Below are 24,700 nucleotides of genomic sequence, written 5' to 3' on the forward strand. Positions count from 1 at the left end.
GAGACTTTATGGCCATCGATGTCAACGAACTACTAGCTCCCATTCCGGGTAGCGATCCTGCTGGCAGTGATGCCAGCTTTTCTGACCAGTTTGATCGTATCCGCGAGGCACGGCGTGCGGACGACCCCAATCTGACCCAGGGCGACTGGCAGACCGAGCTGAAAGTGGCGGATTGGCGCGAAGCGCAAAAGCTATCCGAGGATATTTTGCAACGTACCAGCAAAGACCTGCAGGCTGCGGTGTGGTTGGGCGAAGCCGTGATTTCACGGTATGGCCTGGAGGGCGCCAAAGATAGTTTCGACCTGCTCACCGGGTTGCTGGATACCTACTGGGAAGGCCTGCACCCCCGTGCCGATGACGGTGATCTGGAGGAGCGCGCTGGCAAGTTGGCGTGGTTTGCCAGTTGGGGTAGTCGTGCGTTGCAGACGATGATGCTCAATGATGATCCGCAGGGTGCGTTGACCCTCGCCAAATGGATTGATTCGCGTGAAGTGGACAATATGGGGCGGCAGAACGCAGAGGCTTATCAGACTGCGCTGGATAGCGGTCGCATCAGTGGGGACGCCTATGACAGTCGCATGCTTGCAACACCTGACGCGGTGGTGCGCGAGCGCATGGATCAAGCGCAAGCTGCTCGCGACGCGTTTGCTCGCTTCAGCGCAATGTCCGATTCCAGGCTCGGACGGGAAGCGCCCAGTCTTGCAGCGATTGACGATGCGCTGAAGAAAATCCAAACCATCTATTCCCGGCTTGCCACTGCCAAGGGCATGGTCGGCGTCACGGCGGAGGATGACGCGGCAGCAACAGATGGCGCAGTAGCGCCCGCATTGATGGCAAGCGGCGGTAGTGGCGCTGCGTTGAATCTTGGCTCGGTCAATCTTGCCTCCAAGGAGTCTGCGTTGCGTGCGCTGGGCGATATCGCCGGTTATTTCCGGCGTACCGAGCCGCACAGCCCGGTGGCCTATTTGCTGGAGCGCGCAGTGGCCTGGGCCAATATGCCTTTGGAGCAATGGTTGGCCGAAGTGGTGCGGGATGACACCACGTTGTCGTCGATCCGTGAGCGCGTGGGCCTGCCGCCAAGCTGAATCATCCCCCCCGCCAGGCACCCACAAGTGTGGGCACGCCGAACGGCATATGCCCAAGTCTGGCCGTCCGATGGATGTTTCGTCAGCGCCTGCTTCCTAGACTCATTGAATGTTCTGGAGCGCTTCGCCAATCCGGCAGGCGCAACTAACGTCAACCCACTCAGCAACCCACAACGCGTACGGGGATTCAAATGGCCAAGAAGGAAAGTACCCAGCACAAACTTGATCGCGTCCGCGCCCCGCGCGTACAGCTCACCTATGACGTTGAAGTGGGGGATGCGATCGAGAAAAAGGAACTACCGTTCGTGGCGGGAGTGGTGGGTAATTTCAGCGGCCAGCCTGCCGAGCCACTGGCGAAGTTGAAGGATCGCAAGTTCGTCAACGTCGATAAAGACAATTTTGACGATGCAATGAAGGGCATGAAGCCGCGTGCGCAAATGCAAGTGGAAAACAAGCTTGCTGGTGATGGCTCGAAGCTGGGTGTGGAGTTGAACTTCCGCAGCTTGGAAGATTTCTCGCCGGAGCGCGTGGCCAATCAAATCGAGCCATTGCGCAAGTTGCTGGAGGCGCGCCAGAAGCTGGCAGATCTGCGTAACAAAGCAGCAGGCAATGACAAATTCGAAGATTTGCTCAATGACGTACTCGCCAATACCGACAAGATCGCCCAGCTGAGCAAGGAAGTCGGGCCCAAGTCCGAAGAGTGATTCGAGCCTGCGTGGACGAACCACTGGCACTTCGCCTGAACTTTTGATTCCAAACCGTCAAACGAGCAAACAACATGGCCAATACCGAAACCCAGGCTGCAACCTCCGCCACTGCAGAAGCCGCTGAAGGCGGGCTGTTGGATCAGATTCTGACCCAGAGCAAAATTGCCCGTTCGGATACCGAACGTACCCGTGCGCGTGATCTGATCGCGGAATTGGTGGCGCAGGTCAGCGATGGTGCAATGGTGGTTTCCAAGGATGCGATTGGCGCACTGGATGCACGTATCGCCGAAATCGACCGTGTGCTATCCGAGCAATTATCTGCAGTGATGCATGCACCTGAGTTTCAGCAGCTGGAAGGTAGCTGGCGTGGTTTGAAATACCTGGTCGATAACTCTGAAACCAGCACCACGCTGAAGATCAAGGTGTTCAACACCACCAAGAAGGAGTTGATCAAGGACTTCAAAAATGCAGCGGACTTCGACCAGGGCACGCTGTTCAAGAAGCTCTATGAAGAGGAATACGGCACTTTTGGTGGCGCACCGTTTGCCACTTTGATCGGCGATTTCGAGTTCGGTCGGCATCCGGAAGACATGTATTTGCTGGAAGAAATTTCCCACGTGTGTGCCGCTGCCCATGCGCCGTTCCTCAGTGCCGCGTCGCCGGAATTGCTGGGCTTTGACGATTTCACCGAACTGTCCGGCCCGCGTGATCTGGCCAAGATCTTCGATACCGTTGAATACGCCAAGTGGAAGAGCTTCCGTGCATCTGAAGACTCCCGCTATGTGGGCCTTGCAATGCCGCATGTGTTGGGTCGCCTGCCGTATGGCCCAGACACCGATCCGGTGGAGGCATTCAACTTTGTCGAGCGCACAGATGGCACAGAGCACGGCAAGTACTTGTGGATGAATGCGGCGTATGCGCTGGGTACTAAGGTAACCGATGCGTTTGCCAAATTCGGCTGGTGTGCGGCCATTCGCGGAGTGGAAGGTGGCGGCTTGGTCGAGGGCTTGCCGACCCACACCTTTGCCACTGACGATGGCGAAGTTGCGCTCAAGTGCCCGACTGAAATCGCCATCACCGATCGGCGTGAAAAAGAGCTCGCCGATCTGGGCATGATTCCGCTGGTGCATTGCAAGGGTACTGACTACGCGGCGTTCTTCTCCACCCAATCAGCGCAGAAGGCCAAGGAATACAACACCGATGCCGCCAACGCCAACGCGCGCTTGTCGTCGCAACTGCAGTACATCTTTGCGGTGAGTCGTATCGCGCATTACTTGAAGTCGATGATGCGCGACAAGATCGGCAGTTTCGCCAGCAAGTCCAGTGTCGAAATGTTCCTGAATAACTGGATTGCCCAGTACGTGTTGCTGGACGATAACGCGTCGCAGGAAATGAAGGCGCAATACCCGCTGCGCGAAGCGCGCGTGGAAGTGGTGGATGTTCCCGGCAAGCCGGGTGCATACAAGTCGGTTGCTTTCCTGCGGCCCCACTATCAGCTGGATGAGCTCAGCGTTTCGCTGCGCATGGTCGCGGAATTGCCGAAGTCGGCACGCTGACCTGAATAAAAACAACGCACTACTTTTCTGATTTCACTCACGGAGAACTGCAATGGCAAGTGATATTTTCATGAAGATTGACGGCATCGATGGCGAATCTGCAGATGCTAAACACAAAGGCGAGATCGACGTGCTGGCATGGTCGGTGGGTGCCACCAACTCCGGTTCGATGGCCTATGGCGGTGGTGGTGGTACCGGTAAGGTCGCCTTCCAGGATCTAAGCATCACCAAGCGCATCGACAAGAGCAGCCCGAAGATGATGGAGAAGTGCGCTGATGGCACCCACATCAAGAAGGCCGTACTGATTGCGCGCAAGCAGGGTGGCCAGCAGATGGATTACGTCAAGATCACGCTGTCGGATCTGCTGGTGTCCAGCATCTCGATGTCGGGCTCGGGTGATGATTCTGAAACTGTTTCGTTCAACTACGGCCATATCGAATACACCTACACCGCACAGAAGCAAGATGGGTCGAAGGAAGGCGATACCGGCATGAAGTGGAACATCAAGAAGAACGACAAGAGTGGCGCATAACATCGCATACCGATGTCACGTGGCTTGATGGATCGTTTGGTCGATGTGCCCCTGCCGGAGGATACTGGCAGGGGCATTTCGGTGACTGAAATTCGCAAAGGAATTGCGGCGGATCTTGAAAACTTGCTCAACACGCGCTCGGAAGCGGCACGGCTGATTCCTGAGACGTTCAAGGAGTGCCGAGCGTCATCATTGACCTTCGGTATCCTTGATTTTTCCTCCTACAGCTTGCTCAGCCCACAGGATCGAGACCGTATCCGTCGCTCGCTGGAGCAAGCAATCAGCCTGCACGAAGCGCGTTTGACCCGAATTCGAGTGACGTTGGAGCCGCAGCGCGAGCTAGATCGCGCTCTGCGCTTTCGGGTCGATGCATTGATGGTATTAGGGTCAGACAACGAAAAAGTGCAGTTCGATGCGGTGCTGCAGTTGAACTCGCAAAACTACATGGTGCGCTGAGCATCGAGTGCTAAGCGCTGATTCGTTATTGGTATCAAGCATCCAATAACGCCATCTTGCACGCAAGCTGCAGGCCGCTTTCCAGTTGGCCAGCAAGGTGGTCTTGCCACCAGGCACTGGTTTGAATTGACTCTTTGCCATCTGCGCCCACGACAGGAAATGCCTGCATGCGCTCGACGAGTGCTTGCAGCAAGGCGATGCGATCGCGCTTGCCGTTCAACAACTTGACCAGCTCCAGCCCCAGCTGGCTGTCGAGGCGCACCATGGAGGGCCGCAGACTGGTCAGCATGTCTTGCCCATTCTCCAGCTGCACGCGGGATAGCGGATTCAAGCAAGGGTATTCGCTGGGCGAATTGGCAAACGCCGGCGCATCGATATGCAGGGTCAGTAGGCCGTATTCGAAGGCGATGAGCAAAGCCTTGCAGAGTGTGCCGCGGATTTCCTGCAGATTTTCGTGCTGATCCTCATGCAGGTTGCCGCCACCCTGGGTTGTTGCCAGGTGTTGCTGCAGCAGTGTGTCGACCGATAGAGCGCAGGGAAACGCGTTGCCAATGGCGGTCAATGCACTGGCGACCAATGTATTCGGCGTGGTGAGAGCTGCCCCACCGCTGGCGCAAAAACGTCGTAGTCCCGGGTGTGCCTTTCCTATGTCGGTGTCTGCAAAGGCGGCGTCTTCGTACAGATGTCCTGTCGCTTGCATCTGCAGTACCGCATCCGCTTGTGCTGGGCGCACAATCGCTACTTCTTGCCGGCAGAGCAGGGTTTGTCGGAAGCGCCGGCCTTTCAGATAGTCCAGATATTGTTCGCGGCGAATCACATCACCGGCCGCCAGTTGAGCCAGGCTCGCTGCGGTGTGGTCGGGTAACGAGGCGCCGCTGGAGTCGTGATATTCCGCTTCGGCGAGAAAACCCAGGCCGTGAGTATGCGCGCGTGCAGCGAAATCGGTAATTGAATACGGCAGATTCAATTCGGCCAAGTCGTCGTGGTAGAACACCGCCGATTCGGTTTTTTCGAGCAAATCCTGCGCTTCATGGCGGACCACATCTGCATAGGGTGTCTTGGTGGTCACCGATGCCTGTAGCCAGGTCAGAAACTCGCGCGCCAGCGCAATTTTCTGCAATGGTTCGTTGATGCTGGAGGTATGTTGCTGCAGCATGTCCCACATCATTCGGCGCAGATGGCAGCCGGGCAGGGCGTTATAGCTGATATATGCGATGCCGTTCGCTGTCAGCATGCGCTGGCACAGCGCCAGCAGTGTGTCCTGCACCGAGGCCGGAACCCATGAGAAGAACCCATGCGCGACGATATAGTCGAATGGCGTCGCGCCGCACTCCCATTGGCAAACATCTGCCGCATGCAGTTGCAGATTGGTCAGACCCAATTGCTGACGCATCGCCTCACCACGCGCAATCGCGGTCTGCGACATATCCACGCCGACGAATTGTGCTTGCGGGTAGGCCAGCGCCAAGCTGAGCAATTGCAGGCCATCACCGCAACCTACTTCCAGTAATCGGCATTGGATGGGCGACGCGCTGGCCAGTCCATGCAGGCGGCCAATTGCAGCCAATCGCGATGGGTGCATCTGCGGAAAAATCAGCGCCGGGTATTGCAGGGCATCGTAAGCAAATGCTGCGGTCACGGGTTGTCCTCTTTGGGGAGCGCTTTGGCCGCCAAGACCGCGGCCAGCATTGCTTCGCGCAGGCGTTGCGGTGCTACAGGTTTGAACAGCACAGGGATGCGTTTGGATGTAATTATTGCAATCTGCTCGGGGCGGGTTTCGCCGGTCACCAAAAGCCTGGCAAAGCTCGGATGTGCGGGGTCACACCGATAGCGATGGCTGACCGCATCCAGCACATCAAGGCCACTGAGCTCCGGGCCAAGATGTAGATCGCTGAGAATGAGATCCGGTGGCAGACTCCAGTCCTCGAGTTGGATGAGAGCACTGTCAACATCGTGGGCGGTACGCACCTCGCACCCCCATTCCAGCAACAGCGCGCGTAGCCCCTCCAGAATACTGGGCTCGTCATCAATGGCGAGCACGCGCAGGCCACTGATATCGAGCGGAAAATCGAGACTGTCGTTATCCGTAGGCATCACTTCCACGCTGCGATCCAAGGTGAGTGAAACCAAGGTGCCGCGTGCGGGTCGCGATGACAATGTCAGCGCGCAGCCACATAATTCTGCCAAACGCCGCACGGTCGCCAGTCCCAGCCCAAGGCCGCGCTTGCGCTCACCGGCGGGCAAGGTGCTCTGTTTGACCTGATAGAACTCATCGAACACCCGCTGTTGGTGTTCCGGTGCAATCCCGCAACCGGTATCCCAGACATCAATGCGCACTTGGCCGTTGTCTTGATGACGAACCCCGACCAAAACACCGCCGCTATCGGTATAACGCAGCGCATTACTGACCAGATTGTTGAGGATCCGTGCCAGCATGGTGCGGTCACCCTGCACCCAAGCATCGGTCTTGCGTACAACCAGCCGCAGGCCGCGCGATTCGGCCAGCATGCGGAAGTTGCGACTGACTTCATCGAAGACATCATCCAGCCGCACATTGGACACGCTGGCCTGCATGCTGCCGGACTCCAGGCGTGACAAATCCAGCAATTCGGCAAACAGTTGATCCAGCGAGGCCACGCATTCCTGGATATGCATGATGCGGGTGATCTTGTCAGGATCGGTCTCGCCGGCGCGCAGTGTCGAGGAAAACAACGTCAGGGCATACAACGGCTGACGCAGATCGTGGCTGGCCGCGGCCAGCAGCCGTGCGCGTGACAAGTTGGCGGATTCCAGCTTTGCGTTTTTTTCGGCCAATTCAATACTGGTGCGCCCCAGCGCACTTTGCATCCGGTTCTGTACCTGGGCCACCGACCTGGATGCTTCCTGGATCGCGTATTGAAGTTGCCACAATGGATTGTCGCGGCCATCCAGCGCCAATTGCAGGGGGGCACCCTTGCCCAGACGCTGCACCGCCAGCGTCAAGGCATGTATCGATGCGCGGAAACGCTGGGCGATACCCCAGCTGATGACCAACACCACGAGCACCGCCATCAACAACAAGCCTGCCGCCTTCCATAGCGCTGACCGTAATTGGGCAGCGGGCAACTGGGTATCCAATGGAAGTGCGGCCAGCGCCAACAAACCAAACGCCAGCAGCGCGGCCATGACCAGTGGCAATACCACGGCAATGGCCCATTGCCGCAGCAGCGAAGGAGCTTGACCTGTCGGGGAAGCTGAATGGGGAGATGACGAGGACGGTGCCTGCATGCGCATATTGAACTGGCGGTTGCCGATCTTTACGCAATTTGCGGGGTTGTCGGGCCAGATGCAATCCATGATGCCAGCAAAACAAAAAACCGCCTTGCGGCGGTCTTTGACTGCTCCCGAATCAGGTGTTCTGCAGAGCACGGGATTTTTCATTACCCATGAAATCAAGCTTGCCCAAGCAAAGGGAGTTTGTTTGGGTCGCCGGCATCAATCAGGCGATCAACAGCCAATTTGGCGGCGGCAAAGTCCACCTGCTGATCTGGTGATGCGAACTGTGCCTTCAGACTGGCGAGGGGGGCAGAAGCCCGAACAACAGGAATGGCTGTTGCAAAGAACAGCCCTGCTAGCCAAACAAGCCAGAAGCGGCGAAGTAGGCTGCCCATGCGTCCATGCACCAGTCACGTGACCCGAATCCTAGCCAATCATGAAGAGGGGTGCGATTCGAGTGCAGTTACAGCATGCCTGCAATGGATCCAGAAGCAGCGCAATTGCACGTTGGTGCTTGCAATCTTGTTGTGACACCAAGCTGGCAACGAAAAAACCGCCTTGCGGCGGTTTTGTCGTAACACCTTGAATCTATTGGTCGGGGAGACAGGATTCGAACCTGCGACCTCTACGTCCCGAACGTAGCGCTCTACCAGACTGAGCTACACCCCGATGGTGAGCCGCCCATTTTATGGAGAAGATGCGACATCTGCAAGGGGGGCAATGTGGCGGGGCTCACGAGTCCAGCAGTGGCGCAAGATTGGGTTCCAGGAGTTGCCGGCGCCAACCTGCCAGTGCGCCGGTCCAGCCGCTGCCGTCCTGCAAGCCTTCCAGCAGGCGGCGGGAGGCCAGGACACCTTCGGGCAGGCCGAGGTCGGCGGCCAGTTTGGCTACGGCGGCCTGCATGGCGCGCAACTGCGCTTTGTTGCGATCGTCGCCACGCATGGGTGGCGCCTCGTTTTCGTCGGCCAGCGGTGTGCTCAACGCGAGCCATAGCGCCTCGCGCAGGCTGCGCGGGGATTTGGGCGAGGTATCCAGCAGGCCATCGCAGCTGCGCTTGTCGGGCGGATTCTGGCGCGCCAAGGTTACCGCCAGTTCGTTGTCTAGAATCCAACTGCGCGGTCGATCGCTGCTGCGTGCTTGCGCATCACGCCAGCGCAACAGCCGCAATAAGCGGCGTTGCCCCGCGGGGTCGAGAAATTGCGCGCTGCGCAGGGCCAAATGCGGCCAGCGTTCGCCATCGTCCTGCGCTGCATTGGCCAGTTGCCGGCGGCTGTCTTCGGCCAGCCAGTTGGCGCGGCTATTGGTGGTAAGCGCGGTCTGCAACTGACGGTGCAGCGCATGCAGATGGCGCACATCGTCCGCGGCATAGTCCAGTTGTGCGGGCGAGAGTGGCCGACGCAGCCAATCCGAACGGGTTTCCCCCTTGGCCAGTTCGACGCCGGTGATGGCGTGCACCAGTTTCTGGTAGCTCAATCCGGCCCCCATGCCGCACAGGGCGGCGGCGGCCTGGGTATCGAACAAGGGCGCAGGCAGTGCACCACAGCTGTGCTGGAATGCCACCAGATCTTCGCTGGGACTGTGCATCAGCTTGAGCACTTCAGGATTTTCCAGCATTGCGACCAAGACCGTGCAGATGCCGGGGACTTGCGGATCGACCAACAGGATGTCGTCGTCGGCTTCGCCCAGCGCAATCTGCACCAAAGCCAGTTGTGGCCAATAGGTGCGCTCGCGGATGAATTCGGTATCCAGCCCGATACAAGGAGGCAGGTGTTGTAAGCGCGCATGCAGCGCGTCGGGGGTGTCGATCCAGTGTGTCATCCGTGCATTATGCGGTTGCAGGCGCGTGGGGGATCACCTAACGTCACCCAGCATCCAATATCCAGCCTGCGCCGGGCAGGGTAAGGCGTTCATGGAGCATGCTTTGCGCACACGCGGTGTACTCACGTTGATGCTGTTGCTATTGGTCGGGTGCAAGCCTGCGGCCAATCCGCATGCCGTGACTGCGCAACCCCGCCAGCTGCCGACGTCCCCCCCCGCCAGGCCGGCGCAATCTGCTCAACCGCAAGGGCAGGTGCGCGTACAGGGGGACGACGCATTGGCGGTGGTGTTGAGCTGGTCGCTGCCAGAGGTAGCCATCTCCCATCCAGCAGCTGCGCGCTCTGCGGCGCGCAGGGCCTTGGCCAAGGGTGATCTGTTCGAGACTGCGCAATCGGCCATTCCTCTATTGCTGGCCCTGCAGAAGTTGCAGCCGGGCAATTTGCAGGACGCCAAGCTGTTGGAGAAATCGCGCACCGCGTTATTGTCCCAGGCATGGTCGGCATTGGCGGAAGACGAAGATCTGGCATCCCTGCGCTATGCCCAACGTCAAGCAACGGTATTGCGCAGTTTGTGGCCGGAGTATCCGCATGTGCAGGAATATCTGGCTGCAGTGGATCAGGTGGGTCAAGCGTTTGACCTTACCTTGGCGGGCGAGGCCAAACTGCGTGCAGGGGAATTGGACAGCGCCGGAGGCGCCCTCGAGAAATTCCGCAAGGCTTTGGTGCTGTGGCCGCCGCTGTTGCGTGCGCAGCGTGGACTGGGATCGGTGGAGGATGTTTTGGTTGCCAAGGCCCAGATGCTGGCGGCAGCAGGTGATTACGATGCCGCCTATGGCCTGCTGGCGCGTGCCGGCCAGGTACGGGGTAGCCCGTTGCTTGCACAAGTGGTGGGTGCGCGCATCGAAGCCGCGCGCAATGAACGGTTGCGACGTATGCGCGATGCCGGTTTGATTGCATTGGGAACCGGTAGTGGCCTGCAGTTTGCACGTGAGCAATTGGCGGACATGCTGCGCATTGCAAAACCCGGCGATGCCGCCAGTGTGGAGTTGCGCCAACGCATTGATATGGTCAGCCGGTACGACGTATTTCAGCCCAGGCAAGTGTTTACGGATGAAATGCCTGATGCCAGCCGTGGCCCATCGATGGTGGTGGTGCCGTTTGGCGAATTTCTAATGGGGTCTGCCAATGGTGAGATCGATGCCAATGCGGATGAACAACCCCAGCACCGAGTATCGTTCGAGCGTGGATTTGCGATGGGGCGTTACGAAATCACGGTGGGGCAGTTCCGTCGCTTTGTGGAGGCCACCGGTTACGTGGCGCGCGCTACCCAGCGCGGGCATTCGATGGCCTATGACGTGCGCAGCGGCAACTTCGTGCGCGGCAGCGGCATTGACTGGCGATCCGGGTATGACGGGCAGCCGGCCGTGGATGCCATGCCTGTGGTTCACGTCACCGCGCGCGATGCCGAAGCTTATGCGGCATGGCTGAGCCAGCAGACCGGCGCACACTACCGTTTGCCCAGTGAGGCGGAATTTGAATACGCGCTGCGTGCCGGGGGGCGAGGGCGTTATCCGTGGGGCAATGCATTGCCGCCAGCGGGGGTTGAAAATCTGGCAGGCGGCAAAGATGTTTCGCCCCGCGGCCGACACTGGAATAACGCATTTGCCGGATATGCCGATGGCTGGTGGGGGCCGGCACCGGTTGGGAGTTTCACGGCGAATCGGTTTGGCCTGTATGACATGGGCGGAAACGTCAGTGAATGGGTGGTCGATTGTTGGCACAAAGGCTATCGGCGTGCGCCGGCGCGCGGTGAGGCGTGGGTGAACCCGGGTTGCCGTAACCGGATGTATCGTGGTGGGGCATGGTCCAGTGCGCCAGTACAAGCGCGTTCTGCATGGCGCGTTTCGGGAGGCGTGGATATCACCAATGCACGGATCGGTTTTCGCTTGGTGCGGCAACTTTGAAACCAGGTGTTGGCAAAAGCTTGAAAAACTGACACCGCGACAGTCACATTGGCACAGAAGGAATCGAGGCATGAATCAATATCCAAGCGGGCAAAGTACGGGGCAACGCCGCGGCGGCTTGCGGCTATGGGTGTTACTGCTGTTTGCCGGTTATGCAGCGTGGTATTGGTTTTCCAACCGCAGTATTGATCCCTTGACCGGGCAAGCGGTGGTGATTGACAAGAGCATTTCACCGGAACAGGAGAAATCACTGGGCTTGCAGGCCTATCAACAAGTCTTGCAACAAGAAAAGCCTTTGCCCGCCGATGCCGAGGCTTCCAAACAAGTGCAAGCCATCGCCGAGCGTTTAATTGGAAAGATCCCGCAAGTGACCGATAGTTTGGCTGCCGAGCATCATCTGCAGGCCAGCCATATCGAAAAATCCTTTGACTGGGCGGTGACGGTATTGCAGTCGGATCAAGTCAATGCCTTCTGTTTGCCCGGCGGCAAAATTGCGGTGTACACCGGCTTGTTGCCGGTGGCGCAAAATGCCGATGCCATGGCAGTGGTGATGGGACATGAAATCGCCCACGCGCTGTTACGCCATGGTGCGCAGCGGATGACTCGCGGCAAGCTGGAGCAACTCGGCCAAATGGCAGGTGCGGCCAGCGGGATGGATTCGGGTACCTTGCAGACGGTGATGTCGGCCTATGGCTATGGCAGCGCATTGCCGTATGCACGCAGCCAGGAGACGCAGGCGGATGAGTTGGGCCTGATGCTAGCTGCTTCCGCCTGTTTTGATCCGCAACAAGCCATTCCGCTATGGCAGCGCATGGATCAGTCCTCCGGGGGCAGGGCACCCTCGGAGTTTGCGTCCACCCACCCCAGCGCCGGCACCCGGATCCATCAGTTGGAGGCATTGATGCCCAAGGCAGAAGCCTACAAGGCAAAGTTGTGTGGGGGTGCGCAGGCTGCCAGTGGCATGCACTGAATACGTCGAACTTGAAACAGCGCGGCGGTTATTTCCACCCGGTCGTATTGCAAGGTGCCGCTGCGTAGCGGTTCAGCGCGGCTTGCGCGTCTCTTTATTGCGCACACTGCCGGGGCCGGTACCCATGCTATTGCCCAGGTTTTGCTGGAAGTCTTTCCACAGCGCCATATTGCGATCAGTCAACTGGTTCAACATCGCCCACGGGGTTTGCCCCAGCATGCCACCCATCTGCGAGCGGAACTGCTGCTGCTGTTCCAAGAATAATTGCATCGAGCGTTCCAGGTAGTTGCCCATGAAGCCCTGCAATGAATCGCCATAAAAGCGAATCAATTGGCTCAGCAGCTGGGTGGACAACATCGGCTGCCCATCCTGCTCGTGCTCGGTAATGATCTGCAACAAGACCTGACGGGTCAGGTCTTCACCGGTTTTGGCATCACGCACTTCGAAGGATTCGCCATCCACGATCAACTGGCGCACATCCTCGATGGTGATGTAGCTGGAAATTTCGGTGTCGTACAAACGACGGTTGGGGTACTTCTTGATAACACGAATTGCAGACATTGAGCAATGACTCTAGTTGCACTATGCGCAGCATGGCGCAGTGCAGCAGCGCTTGCAACTGCTGACCGGAAACACGCTTGCCGGCGCAGCGTAAAATGGCGCATGGATACGCTTTGGAAAGAACGTTTTGGCGGTATCGACCGCCTGTATGGCAGCGGCGCGTTGGCGCGGCTGCGCGCTTGCCATGTGACGGTGGTCGGTATTGGTGGTGTGGGGTCATGGGCGGTGGAAGCGCTGGCGCGCAGCGGTGTCGGCAGGTTGACCTTGATCGATGCCGATGATTTGTGCGTGTCCAATACCAACCGGCAATTGCCGGCGTTGGATGGACAGTTCGGGCGCGCCAAGATCGAGGCGATGGCCGAGCGTTGCCGTGCGATCAATCCGCACATCCACTTGGATTTGCACCCGCAATTTGTCACCCCCGGCAATCTGGATGCACTGCTGGGAACGCCGGTGGATCTGGTGCTGGATGCCTGTGACAGTTTTCGCAGCAAGGTGGAGATGATTGCCTGGTGTCGTCGCCGCAAGCAGCCGATCATTGCGGTGGGCTCGGCCGGTGGGCGCAGCGATGTCACCCAGATTCGCGTGCGCGATCTGTCGCGCACCGAGCACGATGCGATGCTGTCGTTGATTCGCAAAAAACTGCGCGGCGAATTCAATTTCCCGAAAAACCATGACCGCTACTTCGGGGTGCCGGCGGTGTATTCGCTGGAAAACGTGCGCTACCCGCAGGCCGATGGCAGCGTGTGCGGTGTACGCCCGCAGTTGGGCAAGGACGAGGCGTTGAAGCTCGATTGTGGCGCGGGTTTGGGGGCAGCCACCCATGTGACGGGCGCGTTTGCATTTGCCGCAGTAGGCAAGGCGATGGAGTTGTTGTTGAAGCCGAAGCAGCCCTGATGCTATTGGAGCTCGCAGCCTCAGGCGGCGCACGCGGCCGCTTATTGCAGCGTGAGGTTGAATAAACGTTGTGCATTGGCCGTGGTCGCTGCGGCAAGCGTGTCTTGCGAGATGCCGCGCAACTTCGCCACCACGTCCAGTACCGCGACCAGATGGGCGGGTTCATTGCGCTGGCCGCGATGCGCCGATCCAGGTTGATCGGGGGCGTCGGTTTCCAGCAGCAATTGTTCCAGCGGGATGTGGGCCACCAGTTTGCGCAGGCGATTGGCGCGTTCAAATGTCACTGGCCCGCCGATGCCGAGCAGGAACCCCAGTTGGTGCAGCTGCGCGGCTTGTTCAGGGCTACCGGGGAAACTGTGGATGACGCCGCGCAGTCCGCCGGTGCGGCGAATCGCGGCAATCACCGCATCCACGGCGCGTCGTGCATGCACGATGACAGGCAAGTCAAACTCGCGCGCCAATTTGAGTTGTGCGTCGAAATAAAACAACTGCGTGTCGGCATCCAGTCCACCCACGAAAAAATCCAACCCGCATTCGCCCACTGCCACCGGGGTTTCGCGTTCAACCCAGTGGCGTAGTTCATCCAGATGTTTGCGCTGGTGCTGGTCCAGATACATCGGATGCAAGCCATAGGCAGGATGCAGGCCGGTTTGCGCAGCGCAAATGGTTTTCAGCTTGGGCCAGCCGGCGGCATCGACCGCTGGCACGATTTGGTCGGTAACACCTGCCGCACGTGCACGTGCTTGCACAGCGGCGCGATCGGCGTCGAACTCTGCGGCATCGAAATGGCAGTGGCTGTCGATCAAACGCATGGTTAGGGTAATGGTGGTGTTTCGCCAGATGGTTTTTTCCAGCGGGCCAAGAGCAGGGTTCCCAGTCCGAGCAGAATGTCGTCCCAGGGCACAAAATTCGGGATCGCGAGATCCACAACAAACAGCGCGCCAATCACAAGGAAAAGGCGAGGATGGCTGAGCTTGCCAAGCCAGCGCACCAGTGGGGCAATCAATGGATTAGGCATGAACGTGACCTGAGGGTGGGGCAGCTCGACTTGGCACCGAATGCGACTGGATCCAATGGTAAATGTCTACGCTCGGCCGGTGGAGGGAGTACCTCACCACTGCAATCAAATGTAGGCGGGGGTGCAAGCGCTGCTAATGTGATGATCGCAGTGCGGGCAGTAGCGGTGTGATGTCGCCATCATTACGCTCGGTCGGCAGTTGCAGCAAGCGCATCAGTAGCGGGTAAACGTCCACATTGTCGAACACGGGCAATTGCACGCCATGACCGAATGCAGGGCCGGCAGCTATAAACGTGGCACGCATCTGCGGCAGGTCGGGGTCGTAGCCGTGGGAGCCACGCGTGGTGGGTGGCTGTTGCATGCGGTAGGCGTATTTCTTGGGCCACAAGGCATCCCAGCCGGCATCCATCTGGCAGATGATGGCGGGAATGCGTGGGTGGCTGCCGTAATGCCATTGCACGGGCAAGTCTTGTTTGCGCCAGCACTGGTAGTGGTCATGGCGACCTAACAACAGCTGTTCGGCGTCTGGGGTTTTGCCTTGGATCGGTGCAAAGCCAATCACCTGCCCATCGCTGACGGCTTCGGCCACGCTGGGTGGGGCCATCTGTTCCACATTGAGTGTGTGCCCCGCAGGGACGGTGTCAAAGCCATGATCGGACACAACCAGCAGGTTGGTGTTGGCAATTTGCTTGTCGTTGGCCAGCCCTTGCAGCAGTGCCGCGATGGCGGCATCCACCTCACGCCGTGCGGCATCGGCTTGCGGTGAATTTGGCCCGTGGTTATGGCTGGCATCATCCACCTGATCCAGGTACATGGTGATGAACCGTGGCCGTTGGTTTGCTGGCAATGCCAGCCACTGCAGCACTTGCTGGACGCTGTTGATGGCGCGGGTGTTTTCGGCATAGTGGCGCCATTGCCAGGGATGCACACCGTCGATCGCCGCTTCGCTGCCCGGCCAGAACATGGTGGCGCTACGCAGCCCGGCGCGTTGCACGCTCACCCACACAGGTACGCCGCCCCACCAGTCTCCGGTTTCCACTGCGCTACGGTCGGCGGTGCGGAACTTGCCTAGTATGGAATCGGACATCGAGTTGTGAACGATGCCGTGACGATCCGGGCGCAGCCCTGTAACTAGCGCGTAATGGTTGGGAAAGGTCAGCGATGGGTACGACGGGCGCATGCCCACCGCGCGCACATTGGCATCACCCAGTGCATTCAATGTCGGCATGTTGGTGGCTGTGACATCAGTGGGGCGCAGCCCATCCACCGAGACCAGCAGCACGGTGGACGGTTGTAATGTGCCTGGCTGAGTGGCGCAGCCAGCCAGTAGCAGGAACACCAGCGCCAGCGTGGCGCGAAGCAAATTAGGCATATATTGATGATAGCGATTGTTGGCGAAGGAATCAGGCGCGCAAGCCGTCCAGGATTCGCTGCAACGAAGTTTCGTGGAAGCTGCGGAAGTTATGTTCATCAAAACTGAACCGCCCGGCGCGATACAGCGTTATCAAGCCATGCGAATGCGCCCACAGTGTCATCGCGATATCCCACGGCTCGCCTGCGCGCAACACCCCCGCCGCTTGTGCGGCGACCACGGCATCGTGGCCCACGTTGAATGTGGGTGAGCGACGTGCGTGGAAATCCTCCGGGAAACGCCGCGCATTGCCGCGATGCGATGAAAACGCATGCTCGAACACATGTGGATGCGCCAATGCGTAATCCAGATAAATGCGTTGCAGGGCGATGAGTTGCGCCAGCACATCGCTGCCGCTGCGCATGGCCAACCAGTGATGCGTGATCTCGTCGAAACTGTCGTCGGCCAGTCGTTGCAGCAAGGCATCGCGGTTGGCGAAATGGCGGTAAATGCCCATCGGGCTGATGCCGGCCAATTGCGCCACCTTGCGCATATGCACCGCAGCAACACCTTCGCGCTGCAGCAGGCCGCGAGCGGCGGCAACGATACGCTGTGCGGTGGGTGTGCCAGTCATGCGTACAGCGTACGCAATGGGTCTGTGTTTGGGCAAATTTCAGGCTGAATGCTTGCCAATGCCGATGGGTTGCGGGGTCAGGTGGTGGTGGTACGCGGGGACTCGGCGCAAAATTTTGCACACCGCACTTCCTGTCCCGGATCTCACCATGACCACCAGCAGCCGCCTCGATCCCTCCCGCAAGATTCGCGCGCCGCGCGGCAACCAGCTCAATTGCAAAAGTTGGTTGACCGAAGCGCCATATCGCATGTTGCAGAACAACCTGGATGCCGAAGTGGCGGAAGACCCCGCCTCGCTGGTGGTGTACGGCGGCATTGGTCGCGCCGCGCGGGACTGGGCGAGCTACGACAAGATTCTGGACACGCTGAAAACCCTGGGCGATGACGAAACCCTGTTGGTGCAGTCGGGCAAGCCGGTGGGGGTGTTCCCCAGCCATGCCGATGCACCGCGTGTACTGATCGCCAATTCCAATCTGGTGCCGCACTGGGCCACCTGGGAGCACTTTAACGAACTCGATAAAAAGGGTTTGATGATGTACGGGCAGATGACCGCCGGCAGCTGGATCTACATCGGCAGCCAGGGCATCGTGCAGGGCACTTACGAAACTTTTGTCGAAATGGGGCGCCAGCACTTTGGCGGTAGCCTCAAGGGGCGCTGGATTTTGACGGCGGGTTTGGGTGGGATGGGCGGCGCGCAGCCATTGGCGGCCTCGCTGGCCGGGGCGTGTTCGCTGACTATCGAATGCCGCCAGAGCAGCATCGATTTCCGCTTGAAGACACGCTATGTGGATGAGCAGGCCAGCGATATTGATGACGCATTGGCGCGCATCGAAAAATACACGCAAGCCGGCGCAGCCAAGTCCATCGCGCTATTGGGCAATGCTGCAGAAATCTTGCCGGAATTGGTCAGGCGCGGCGTGAAGCCCGATTGCGTGACGGACCAAACCAGCGCGCACGACCCGGTACACGGCTACCTGCCGATAGGGTGGACGGTCGAGCAATGGTTGGCCGAACAAAAAGCCAATCCTGACGCCGTGCGCGATGCCGCCAAGCAATCGATGCGTGTGCATGTGGAAGCCATGCTGGCGTTCCACGCACAGGGCATCCCGACCGTCGATTACGGCAACAACATCCGCCAGATGGCGTTCGATGTGGGCTGCGAGGACGCGTTCACGTTCCCCGGCTTTGTGCCGGCGTATGTGCGCCCGCTGTTTTGCCGTGGCGTGGGTCCGTTCCGCTGGGTGGCACTCTCGGGAGACCCCGAGGACATCTACAAGACCGATGCCAAGGTCAAGGAACTCATCCCGGACGACGCCCACCTGCACCACTGGTTGGACATGGCGCGCGAGCGCATCAGCTTCCAAGGCTTGCCGGCGCGCATTTGCTGGGTGGGTTTGGGCCTGCGCCACAAGCTGGGCTTGGCGTTCAATGAAATGGTCCGCAATGGCGAATTGAAAGCACCGATCGTCATTGGTCGCGACCATCTGGATAGCGGCAGCGTGGCCTCGCCCAATCGCGAAACCGAAGCGATGCGCGACGGCAGTGATGCGGTGTCGGACTGGCCGCTGCTCAACGCCATGCTCAATGTTGCCGGTGGCGCCACCTGGGTCAGCCTGCACCACGGTGGCGGGGTGGGCATGGGCTATTCGCAGCACAGCGGCGTGGTGATTGTGTGCGATGGCAGCGAAGCCGCCGGCAAGCGCATCGCCCGCGTGCTGTGGAATGACCCCGCTACCGGCGTGATGCGGCATGCCGATGCCGGCTACGAGATCGCGCAGCAATGCGCGAAGGAGCAGGGCCTCAAGCTGCCGATGCTGTAAGCCGATGCGCCGCCTGCCGGGAGTGCTGCTGACGCTGGTCCTGTGGGCGCTGGTCGCGTGGTCGGCGCTGGCGCGGGACATCCGCGTTCCCGCCGGACTGCACGGCGACGGACGCGCGATGCCGGCGCTGGCGCGCGAGGCGCTGGCCGCGTATCGCGGCGAGCATCCGGGCGATGCCGATCCGGGCGTGCTGTTCCGCTTGCAACTCGCGGCGGGGCAGTACCGGGAGGCGCTGGCCAGCATCGACGCGGTGCGCGCGCGCGGCGGCGCGGGCAGCGGCTGGCTCTATCTGCAATACGAACTGCATGCGCGGGCGAAGCTGCTGCAGGCGCAGCAGCGTGTGCCATATCCGCAGGCGTGGCGCAGTGCGTTCCGCGACCGCTTCGGTACGCTCGACGACGCGACCGCACTGCAGGCCGAGTTCGCCTTCGGCGGCAACCTCGTGCGCATGCGCGCCGATTTCGACGCGGCGCGCGCGGCGCAGGCGCACGGAACGATGCCGCTGGCGGATGCGCTGGAGCTGATCCGCAAGTACCAGGTGCAGGACGCCTATTCGAGCTTCGTCCCCCTGTTCGCCGCCGCGCTGGCCGAGGACGACGCGCGCCGCTACGCCATCGACCGCGACGCGCTGGTGCGCACGCCGGACGGCGCGAGCATTTCGACGCTGGTCGTGCGTCCGGCCGGCGCGCAACCGCTGCCGACGCTGCTGACCTTCACCGTCTACGCCAACGACGACTGGGCCTGGGCCGACGCCAAGAAGATGGCCTCGCGCGGTTACGTCGGCGTGGTCGCCTATTCGCGCGGCAAGGGACGCAGCCCCGACGCCATCGTTCCCTTCGAGCGCGACGGCGACGACGCCGCGGCGGTGATCGACTGGATCGCCGCGCAGCCCTGGAGCGATGGGCGCGTCGGCATGTACGGCGGCAGCTACAGCGGCTTCACCCAGTGGGCCGCGCTGAAGCATCGGCCGAAGGCATTGAAGGCCATCGCCACCTCGGCCACCGCCGCGCCCGGCATCGACACGCCGAAGGAAGGCGGCATCTTCCTCAATTTCATGTACGCGTGGCCGGCGTACGTCGCCAGCAACCGCGCCCTGGACGACGCCGACTACGGCGACGCCGCGCGCTGGGCGCGCGTCAATCGCGACTGGTATGCCAGCGGCCGCGCCTACCACGATCTGCCCACCATCGACGGCACGCCCAATCCGCTGTTCGCCAAATGGCTGACCCAGCCGGCTTACGACGCGTACTGGCAGGCGATGATCCCGCAGGGCGACGCATTCGCGGGCATCGACATCCCGGTGCTGGCGACGACCGGCTATTTCGACGGCGCGCAGATCGGCGCGCTGCACTACTTCCGCGAACACCTGCGGCATCGCCCGGATGCCGACCACACGTTGGTGATCGGCCCGTACGAGCATTTCACGATGCAGACCGGCGTGCCGCCGGTGGTGCAGGGCTATCCGCTCGATCCGTCCGCGCGTATCGACCTGCAAGGGCTGCGGCTGGACTGGTTCGACCACGTGTTCAAGGGCGCGCCGAAGCCGGCCCTGCTGGCCGACCGCGTGAACTGGCAGGTCATGGGCGCGGATGCGTGGCGGCACGCGCACACGCTGGAGGCGATGGCGCCGCGCACGCAGCGGCTGTATCTGGTGCCGGGCGCCAGCGGTGCTTCGCACGCGCTGTCGGCGCAGGCGCAGCCGCAGGCCGTCAGCGTGCAGCGCGTCGATTTCGCCGACCGCAGCGACGCGGACTGGACGCAGCCGCCGAACGTCGTCAACACCGCGCTCGATCCGCACCTGGGCCTGGCCTTCGTCGGCGAGCCGCTGCCGCGCGATGCCGAACTGTCCGGCCCGTTCTCCGGTGCGCTGGAGTTCACCGTCAACAAGCGCGACGTGGACGTCGCCATCGGCGTGTACGAACTGAACGCCGCCGGCGAATACCTCGACCTCGCGTTCTGGCTGCAGCGCGCCAGCTACAACGCCGACCGCCGCCAGCGCCATCTGCTGACGCCGGATCAGCCGCAGCGCCTCGACGTGCGCGACACGCGCCTGCTCGGCCGCAAACTGGCCGCCGGCAGCCGGATCGTCGTCGCGCTCGGCGTCATCAAGCAGCCCGACCGCCAGCTCAACCTCGGCAGCGGCAAGGAGCCTTCCGACGAAACCGTGGCCGATGCCGGCGCGCCGCTGGAGATCCGCTGGCACGGCAGCAGCTATCTCGATCTTCCCTTGCAGGACGTCCCATGACCCGCGTCGCCATCCTCACTCCCGATCCGGCGGAAGTCGCGTATCCCGACCTGTGGCCGAAAGTGCTGGCGCGCCTGCAACGCGCGCTGGACGGTGCGGGCATCGAGGCCGTGCCGACGCCGTGGACGGCGCACATGGACGATGCGGCTGGCCTGCGCGATTACGCCAGCGTGCTGCCGCTGCTGGTCTGGGGCTACCACCACGACGCCGCGCGCTGGCAGCGGGCCTGCGCGACCTGGGAGCGCGAAGGCGTGCGGTTGGCGAACCCGGCGAAAGTGTTGGCTTGGAACACCGACAAGCGCTACCTGCGCGAGCTGGCGGAACGCGGCGTGGCGATTCCACCGACCACGTTCACAGATGCGTTGTCGCAGAATGTGGTCGAACGCGCCTTCGCCGACACCGGCACGGACGAACTGATCGTCAAGCCGGCGGTGTCCGGCGGCGCATGGAAGACGCGGCGGCTGCGGCGCGGCGAAGCGGTCGGTGCGACGGACGGCATGGCGATGCTGCTTCAGCCCTTCCTTCCGACCATTGAAACCGAGGGCGAAACCTCGCTGCTGTATTTCGGCGGACGCCTGAGCCACGCGGTGAACAAGCGCCCGGTGGCCGGCGAGTTCCGCATCCAGGAGGAATTCGGCGGCCAGTACGCGCTGGTGCCCGAGCCGCCGGCCGCTGCGGTGGCGCTGGCAGAGCAGGTGCTGCAAGCCGTCGGCGAGCCGCTGCTGTACGCGCGCATCGACATGGTGCCGGATGCCGACGGCCGCTGGCTGCTGATGGAAGCGGAGCTGATCGAGCCGGATTTCTACCTGGGTGTGGATCCACGCCACGGTGCTGGATTCGCGCAGGCATTGGACAACCTCATTCGCGCCCGCGATGTGCGTTAAGCCGCAATCTCCAGCCAATGATTGCTGGGCATGGAATGACCAAACAGGAAGCCTTGCCCACGCGTGCAGCCGAGCTCAACCAACTGCAGGCGTTGCGCCTCGGTTTCTACGCCTTCTGCAATGACTTGCAGCCCTAATGATGCGGCCATCGCCAATACTGCGCGCACCACGGCAGCACTTCCACCGGCAGCCTCTGGTTCGAGGTCGCGCACAAACGAACGATCGATCTTGATCGCGTGCAAAGGGAAGATATGCAGGTAGCTGAGCGAGGAATAGCCGGTACCAAAATCATCCAGCGCGGCCATGACGCCGGCATCGCGTAGCTGGGCCAGCGTTGCCAGAACTTGATCGGGGTTTTCCAGCATCGCGTCTTCGGTAATTTCGATACGGATGCTGTGATGATCGACCTGATTGCGATCCAGTTGTGCCAGCAGGCGTTGGGCCAGGTCCGGTGCGTGGAAGCGTCTGGGTGAGACATTCAGCGTGACATAACGGTCACCCTGTGCAAGCGCTGGAATGGCCTGGCAGGTCAACGACAGCATTTGCCAATCAATTTGCTCGATGATTCCGGTGTCTTCTGCCACTTTCAGGAATTCACCGGGAGCCAACACCCCGCGGGTGGGGTGGTGCCAGCGCAGCAAGGATTCATAGCCAACGATATGACCGGACTGCAGATCGACGATGGGTTGAAAATAGGGTTGGAATTCATGTCGCGTGACTGCGTGGCGTAGCTCGCTTTCGAGCTCCAGCAAATGCAGCGCTTCCTGATGCAGGCGTTCGTCGAATAGCGCAAAGCACTGGCGACCGCGTGACTTGGCACGATACATCGCCACGTCTGCATCGCGCAGCAATTCCTCGGCCTGCCGATAGCGGGACCCGCCCAAGGAAATACCAACGCTGGCGGAAGTGAAAAGTTCCTTGCCATCAATCAACATCGGCTCGGATAGTGCGTGGATGGTGCGCTGTGCGGTATGACAAGCATCTTCAGGCCCATTCAAGCCGGTCATCAGAATGGCAAACTCATCCCCACCCAGCCGCGCCACGATGTCTTGGCCACGGATGCAACGAGACAGCCTATGGGCGGCTTCTTGCAACATCTTGTCGCCGAACATGTGGCCCACACTGTCGTTGACCACCTTGAATCGATCCAGGTCGAGGAACAGCACGGCAAAGATTTGATGCTGATCACGGTGGAAGCGCGCCAACGCCAGCTCGAGCGCATTGAGCAAGCAGGCACGGTTGGGTAGGCCAGTCAGCGCATCGTGCAAGGCCTCGTGCTGCAAGCGTTGTTCGGCCTGTTCACGCACTGTGATCTGCTCACGCAACTCATCCACGACCTTGGCCAATTCTTGCGTGCGATCTTCGACTCGGCGCTCCAGTTCGGACTGGGCTTTCTTGCGCTCCAGCGCGGTCATGATGTGCTGCGCCACATACGCCAGTAGTGCGCTGTCCTCCATGCTGTAATGCACGTCGTGTTCGTAAGTTTGCACTACCACTGCGCCGCGCACGCCATTGTCATCGATCATCGGCACCCCCAGAAAATCCAGCGCAGGCGTGCCAAGGCCAATGCCGGTAGCGATGTGAAGCTGCTCGGCAACCTTGCGCGCGGGCCCATGCACGGGTTTGCCATGGCGGATCAAGCCCAACGTGAGGCTGTCCTTCATTTCTGCCGCCGGCATTTCGCGGTCAATTTCGTAAAAGTTGATGTCCTTGGCATCAGCGAAGTAGATGAAACGCACACTATCGTTGCCCGAGTCATATAAGGCGATATAGAAGTTGTGTGCGTACATCAACTCGCCCACGGTGAGGTGGATGCGCCGCAACATGTCTTCCATGCTCAACTGGCTACTGGCCAGATCGGCGATGGAATACAGCGCGGCTTGCAATTTGGCCACGCGTTTGCGTTCGCGGATTTCTTCGGTCAGGGCTTGAGTGCGTTCCTCTACGCGGTGTTCGAGTTCATCCCGCGCTTGCCGTCTGGTCAGCGCAATCAGGATGTGATGCGATACAAATTGCAGCAGGGCCTGATCTTCCAAAGTGTAGCGTTTGGGTTGGTCATAGCTTTGCAGCACGATCGCACCCCGCACCAACCCATCGTCGATCATCGGTACGCCCAGCCAATCGGCGCTCTCGGGCCCGCATTCTTCGGAGGTTATGGGCAGCCCGAATTCCGCGCTCACCTTGCGCGATGGCCCCATCGCCGGGCGTCCGGCGCGAATGACGCTCAAGGTCAAGCTGTTGCCTAGTTCCTCCGCGCTGAATTCGTGCTCGGGATCGACGATACGCGGATCTTTTTCATCGGAAAAATAGATGAAGCGAATGCTGTCTTTGCTGCTGTCATGCAGGGCGATGAAGAAATTGGGTGCATACATCAATTCACACACCACAAGGTGGATGCGGCGCAGCATGTCCGACATGTCCAGTCGTGCCGATGCGAGGTTGGCCACTTCGAACAGGGCGGCTTGCAGCCGGGCCGTCTTGCCTAAGCGGTCTGCCGCAAGCTGCTGATCGCGCAGTTCGAGTGCAGTGCGGACCCTGGCGGCGATCAGCACCAGGAAGTCGGCCCATTCGGAGGACGCAGGATTGAACTTGCGGCCGGTCACCACACCTTCGGCGGACATCCAGGTACCGGGCGGTGTGCCCACAAGTTCAAACTGGTACGGCCGCTTGTCCGACGCGAGTCGCGGTGCATGCAGTGGCACCACGGCATGCGTGTCGTCCGCCAGTGGCGAGCTGCCCACCGTCGTTGCGACCCAGTGCAGGCGCAGTTTACTCAATCCAAAGCGTGACTCGGCTTCACGCGCAGTGAGAACCTCGATGTCATCGAGACTGGTCGTGGAAAACAGCGCCGATACGAAGTCGATGCCTGGCCCAGTCCCTGAGCCAGCGCCCCCCGCATCGCGCGGCCCCCCGTATTGGACGCGCGTGCTCATCTTGGATTCGAGTGTA

At 60.6% G+C, this 24,700-nt stretch carries 21 protein-coding genes and 1 tRNA gene; 11 read left to right on the forward strand and 11 right to left on the reverse strand.

Annotation, left to right across the window (positions count from 1 at the left end):
* Positions 1-8 precede the first annotated feature (8 nt).
* From tssA to tssE, 5 genes are all read left to right on the forward strand, one after another.
* Positions 9-1,085, forward strand: coding sequence for a type VI secretion system protein TssA (gene tssA / locus K7B09_RS07090; protein ID WP_223628260.1), 1,077 nt, complete (start codon positions 9-11; stop codon positions 1,083-1,085).
* A 191-nt stretch (positions 1,086-1,276) separates the two neighbouring features.
* Positions 1,277-1,789: a type VI secretion system contractile sheath small subunit gene (gene tssB / locus K7B09_RS07095; RefSeq protein ID WP_223628263.1), complete on the forward strand. Its 513-nt coding sequence runs from the start codon at positions 1,277-1,279 to the stop codon at positions 1,787-1,789.
* Between the two features lie 74 nt (positions 1,790-1,863).
* Positions 1,864-3,348, forward strand: a complete 1,485-nt coding sequence (tssC, locus tag K7B09_RS07100; protein ID WP_223628266.1) for a type VI secretion system contractile sheath large subunit — start codon at positions 1,864-1,866, stop codon at positions 3,346-3,348.
* 52 nt (positions 3,349-3,400) lie between these two features.
* On the forward strand, positions 3,401-3,880 hold the full coding sequence (locus tag K7B09_RS07105; RefSeq protein WP_223628269.1) for an Hcp family type VI secretion system effector: 480 nt from the start codon (positions 3,401-3,403) through the stop codon (positions 3,878-3,880).
* A gap of 12 nt (positions 3,881-3,892) precedes the next feature.
* Positions 3,893-4,336 (forward strand): type VI secretion system baseplate subunit TssE, encoded by a 444-nt coding sequence (gene tssE, locus K7B09_RS07110; RefSeq protein WP_223628271.1) that lies wholly within the window; start codon positions 3,893-3,895, stop codon positions 4,334-4,336.
* Between the two features lie 34 nt (positions 4,337-4,370).
* Here tssE and K7B09_RS07115 read toward each other — a convergent pair whose 3' ends face one another.
* The 5 genes from K7B09_RS07115 to rnd form a co-directional block, all read right to left on the reverse strand.
* Positions 4,371-5,975, reverse strand: coding sequence for a class I SAM-dependent methyltransferase (locus K7B09_RS07115; RefSeq protein ID WP_223628273.1), 1,605 nt, complete (start codon positions 5,973-5,975; stop codon positions 4,371-4,373).
* Complete coding sequence (locus K7B09_RS07120) at positions 5,972-7,672, reverse strand: ATP-binding response regulator (protein WP_223628277.1); 1,701 nt, start codon at positions 7,670-7,672, stop codon at positions 5,972-5,974. Before K7B09_RS07120 ends, K7B09_RS07115 begins: the two co-directional genes overlap by 4 nt.
* Positions 7,673-7,767: 95 nt before the next feature.
* On the reverse strand, positions 7,768-7,986 hold the full coding sequence (locus K7B09_RS07125; RefSeq protein WP_223628280.1) for a hypothetical protein: 219 nt from the start codon (positions 7,984-7,986) through the stop codon (positions 7,768-7,770).
* Between the two features lie 197 nt (positions 7,987-8,183).
* Positions 8,184-8,260, reverse strand: a tRNA-Pro gene (locus tag K7B09_RS07130).
* A gap of 63 nt (positions 8,261-8,323) precedes the next feature.
* The gene (gene rnd / locus K7B09_RS07135; RefSeq protein WP_223628282.1) at positions 8,324-9,409 is read right to left on the reverse strand and encodes a ribonuclease D; all 1,086 of its coding nucleotides are present in this window, start codon (positions 9,407-9,409) and stop codon (positions 8,324-8,326) included.
* 91 nt (positions 9,410-9,500) lie between these two features.
* On the opposite strand from rnd, the gene K7B09_RS07140 reads away from it, so the two are divergent.
* Both K7B09_RS07140 and K7B09_RS07145 read left to right on the forward strand, forming a co-directional pair.
* Positions 9,501-11,372 (forward strand): formylglycine-generating enzyme family protein, encoded by a 1,872-nt coding sequence (locus K7B09_RS07140; RefSeq protein ID WP_223628285.1) that lies wholly within the window; start codon positions 9,501-9,503, stop codon positions 11,370-11,372.
* Positions 11,373-11,442: 70 nt separating this feature from the next.
* A complete protein-coding gene (locus K7B09_RS07145; RefSeq protein WP_223628288.1) occupies positions 11,443-12,342 on the forward strand; it encodes a M48 family metallopeptidase in 900 nt (299 codons plus the stop codon).
* 72 nt (positions 12,343-12,414) lie between these two features.
* Here the strand turns inward: K7B09_RS07145 and phaR are convergent, their stop codons facing one another.
* Entirely contained in the window at positions 12,415-12,903 is a 489-nt protein-coding gene (phaR, locus tag K7B09_RS07150; protein ID WP_223628290.1) for a polyhydroxyalkanoate synthesis repressor PhaR, read from the reverse strand.
* Between the two features lie 102 nt (positions 12,904-13,005).
* Between phaR and K7B09_RS07155 the strand changes: the two genes are divergently transcribed.
* Positions 13,006-13,800, forward strand: a complete 795-nt coding sequence (locus tag K7B09_RS07155; protein ID WP_223628293.1) for a tRNA threonylcarbamoyladenosine dehydratase — start codon at positions 13,006-13,008, stop codon at positions 13,798-13,800.
* 41 nt (positions 13,801-13,841) lie between these two features.
* Here the strand turns inward: K7B09_RS07155 and K7B09_RS07160 are convergent, their stop codons facing one another.
* From K7B09_RS07160 to K7B09_RS07175, 4 genes are all read right to left on the reverse strand, one after another.
* Positions 13,842-14,612, reverse strand: a complete 771-nt coding sequence (locus tag K7B09_RS07160) for a TatD family hydrolase (RefSeq protein WP_223628295.1) — start codon at positions 14,610-14,612, stop codon at positions 13,842-13,844.
* Between the two features lie 2 nt (positions 14,613-14,614).
* The gene (locus K7B09_RS07165) at positions 14,615-14,818 is read right to left on the reverse strand and encodes a DUF6116 family protein (protein WP_223628297.1); all 204 of its coding nucleotides are present in this window, start codon (positions 14,816-14,818) and stop codon (positions 14,615-14,617) included.
* Between the two features lie 133 nt (positions 14,819-14,951).
* The gene (locus K7B09_RS07170; RefSeq protein WP_223628300.1) at positions 14,952-16,190 is read right to left on the reverse strand and encodes an alkaline phosphatase family protein; all 1,239 of its coding nucleotides are present in this window, start codon (positions 16,188-16,190) and stop codon (positions 14,952-14,954) included.
* 31 nt (positions 16,191-16,221) lie between these two features.
* Complete coding sequence (locus K7B09_RS07175) at positions 16,222-16,803, reverse strand: TetR/AcrR family transcriptional regulator (RefSeq protein WP_223628304.1); 582 nt, start codon at positions 16,801-16,803, stop codon at positions 16,222-16,224.
* A gap of 148 nt (positions 16,804-16,951) precedes the next feature.
* Here K7B09_RS07175 and hutU point away from each other — a divergent pair, with 148 nt between their 5' ends.
* Genes hutU through K7B09_RS07190 form a run of 3 tightly spaced genes read left to right on the forward strand, consistent with a single transcriptional unit; the run spans position 16,952 to position 21,751 of the window.
* Entirely contained in the window at positions 16,952-18,622 is a 1,671-nt protein-coding gene (hutU, locus tag K7B09_RS07180) for a urocanate hydratase (RefSeq protein WP_223628306.1), read from the forward strand.
* A 4-nt stretch (positions 18,623-18,626) separates the two neighbouring features.
* Positions 18,627-20,867, forward strand: coding sequence for a CocE/NonD family hydrolase (locus K7B09_RS07185; protein ID WP_223628308.1), 2,241 nt, complete (start codon positions 18,627-18,629; stop codon positions 20,865-20,867).
* The gene (locus K7B09_RS07190; protein ID WP_223628313.1) at positions 20,864-21,751 is read left to right on the forward strand and encodes an ATP-grasp domain-containing protein; all 888 of its coding nucleotides are present in this window, start codon (positions 20,864-20,866) and stop codon (positions 21,749-21,751) included. The genes K7B09_RS07185 and K7B09_RS07190 overlap by 4 nt, the downstream gene beginning before the upstream one ends.
* Here K7B09_RS07190 and K7B09_RS07195 read toward each other — a convergent pair.
* Positions 21,748-24,684 (reverse strand): bifunctional diguanylate cyclase/phosphodiesterase, encoded by a 2,937-nt coding sequence (locus K7B09_RS07195; RefSeq protein ID WP_223628316.1) that lies wholly within the window; start codon positions 24,682-24,684, stop codon positions 21,748-21,750. The two genes, K7B09_RS07190 and K7B09_RS07195, sit on opposite strands and share 4 nt — an antisense overlap.
* Between the last annotated feature and the right edge of the window lie 16 nt (positions 24,685-24,700).

The organism is Thermomonas beijingensis (assembly GCF_020034655.1).
GTDB classification, from domain to species: Bacteria; Pseudomonadota; Gammaproteobacteria; order Xanthomonadales; family Xanthomonadaceae; genus Thermomonas; species Thermomonas beijingensis.

Excerpts from the sequence above, each read along its gene's own strand:
- tssE (WP_223628271.1), top strand. The coding sequence starts at position 3,893 with ATGTCACGTGGCTTGATGGATCGTTTGGTCGATGTGCCCCTGCCGGAG.
- K7B09_RS07105 (WP_223628269.1), top strand. The coding sequence starts at position 3,401 with ATGGCAAGTGATATTTTCATGAAGATTGACGGCATCGATGGCGAATCT.
- K7B09_RS07120 (WP_223628277.1), bottom strand. The coding sequence starts at position 7,672 with ATGGATTGCATCTGGCCCGACAACCCCGCAAATTGCGTAAAGATCGGC.
- phaR (WP_223628290.1), bottom strand. The coding sequence starts at position 12,903 with ATGTCTGCAATTCGTGTTATCAAGAAGTACCCCAACCGTCGTTTGTAC.
- K7B09_RS07155 (WP_223628293.1), top strand. The coding sequence starts at position 13,006 with ATGGATACGCTTTGGAAAGAACGTTTTGGCGGTATCGACCGCCTGTAT.
- tssC (WP_223628266.1), top strand. The coding sequence starts at position 1,864 with ATGGCCAATACCGAAACCCAGGCTGCAACCTCCGCCACTGCAGAAGCC.
- K7B09_RS07190 (WP_223628313.1), top strand. The coding sequence starts at position 20,864 with ATGACCCGCGTCGCCATCCTCACTCCCGATCCGGCGGAAGTCGCGTAT.
- K7B09_RS07165 (WP_223628297.1), bottom strand. The coding sequence starts at position 14,818 with ATGCCTAATCCATTGATTGCCCCACTGGTGCGCTGGCTTGGCAAGCTC.
- K7B09_RS07160 (WP_223628295.1), bottom strand. The coding sequence starts at position 14,612 with ATGCGTTTGATCGACAGCCACTGCCATTTCGATGCCGCAGAGTTCGAC.
- tssA (WP_223628260.1), top strand. The coding sequence starts at position 9 with ATGGCCATCGATGTCAACGAACTACTAGCTCCCATTCCGGGTAGCGAT.
- K7B09_RS07185 (WP_223628308.1), top strand. The coding sequence starts at position 18,627 with ATGCGCCGCCTGCCGGGAGTGCTGCTGACGCTGGTCCTGTGGGCGCTG.
- rnd (WP_223628282.1), bottom strand. The coding sequence starts at position 9,409 with ATGACACACTGGATCGACACCCCCGACGCGCTGCATGCGCGCTTACAA.
- K7B09_RS07125 (WP_223628280.1), bottom strand. The coding sequence starts at position 7,986 with ATGGGCAGCCTACTTCGCCGCTTCTGGCTTGTTTGGCTAGCAGGGCTG.
- hutU (WP_223628306.1), top strand. The coding sequence starts at position 16,952 with ATGACCACCAGCAGCCGCCTCGATCCCTCCCGCAAGATTCGCGCGCCG.
- K7B09_RS07145 (WP_223628288.1), top strand. The coding sequence starts at position 11,443 with ATGAATCAATATCCAAGCGGGCAAAGTACGGGGCAACGCCGCGGCGGC.
- K7B09_RS07195 (WP_223628316.1), bottom strand. The coding sequence starts at position 24,684 with ATGAGCACGCGCGTCCAATACGGGGGGCCGCGCGATGCGGGGGGCGCT.
- K7B09_RS07175 (WP_223628304.1), bottom strand. The coding sequence starts at position 16,803 with ATGACTGGCACACCCACCGCACAGCGTATCGTTGCCGCCGCTCGCGGC.
- K7B09_RS07140 (WP_223628285.1), top strand. The coding sequence starts at position 9,501 with ATGGAGCATGCTTTGCGCACACGCGGTGTACTCACGTTGATGCTGTTG.
- K7B09_RS07170 (WP_223628300.1), bottom strand. The coding sequence starts at position 16,190 with ATGCCTAATTTGCTTCGCGCCACGCTGGCGCTGGTGTTCCTGCTACTG.
- tssB (WP_223628263.1), top strand. The coding sequence starts at position 1,277 with ATGGCCAAGAAGGAAAGTACCCAGCACAAACTTGATCGCGTCCGCGCC.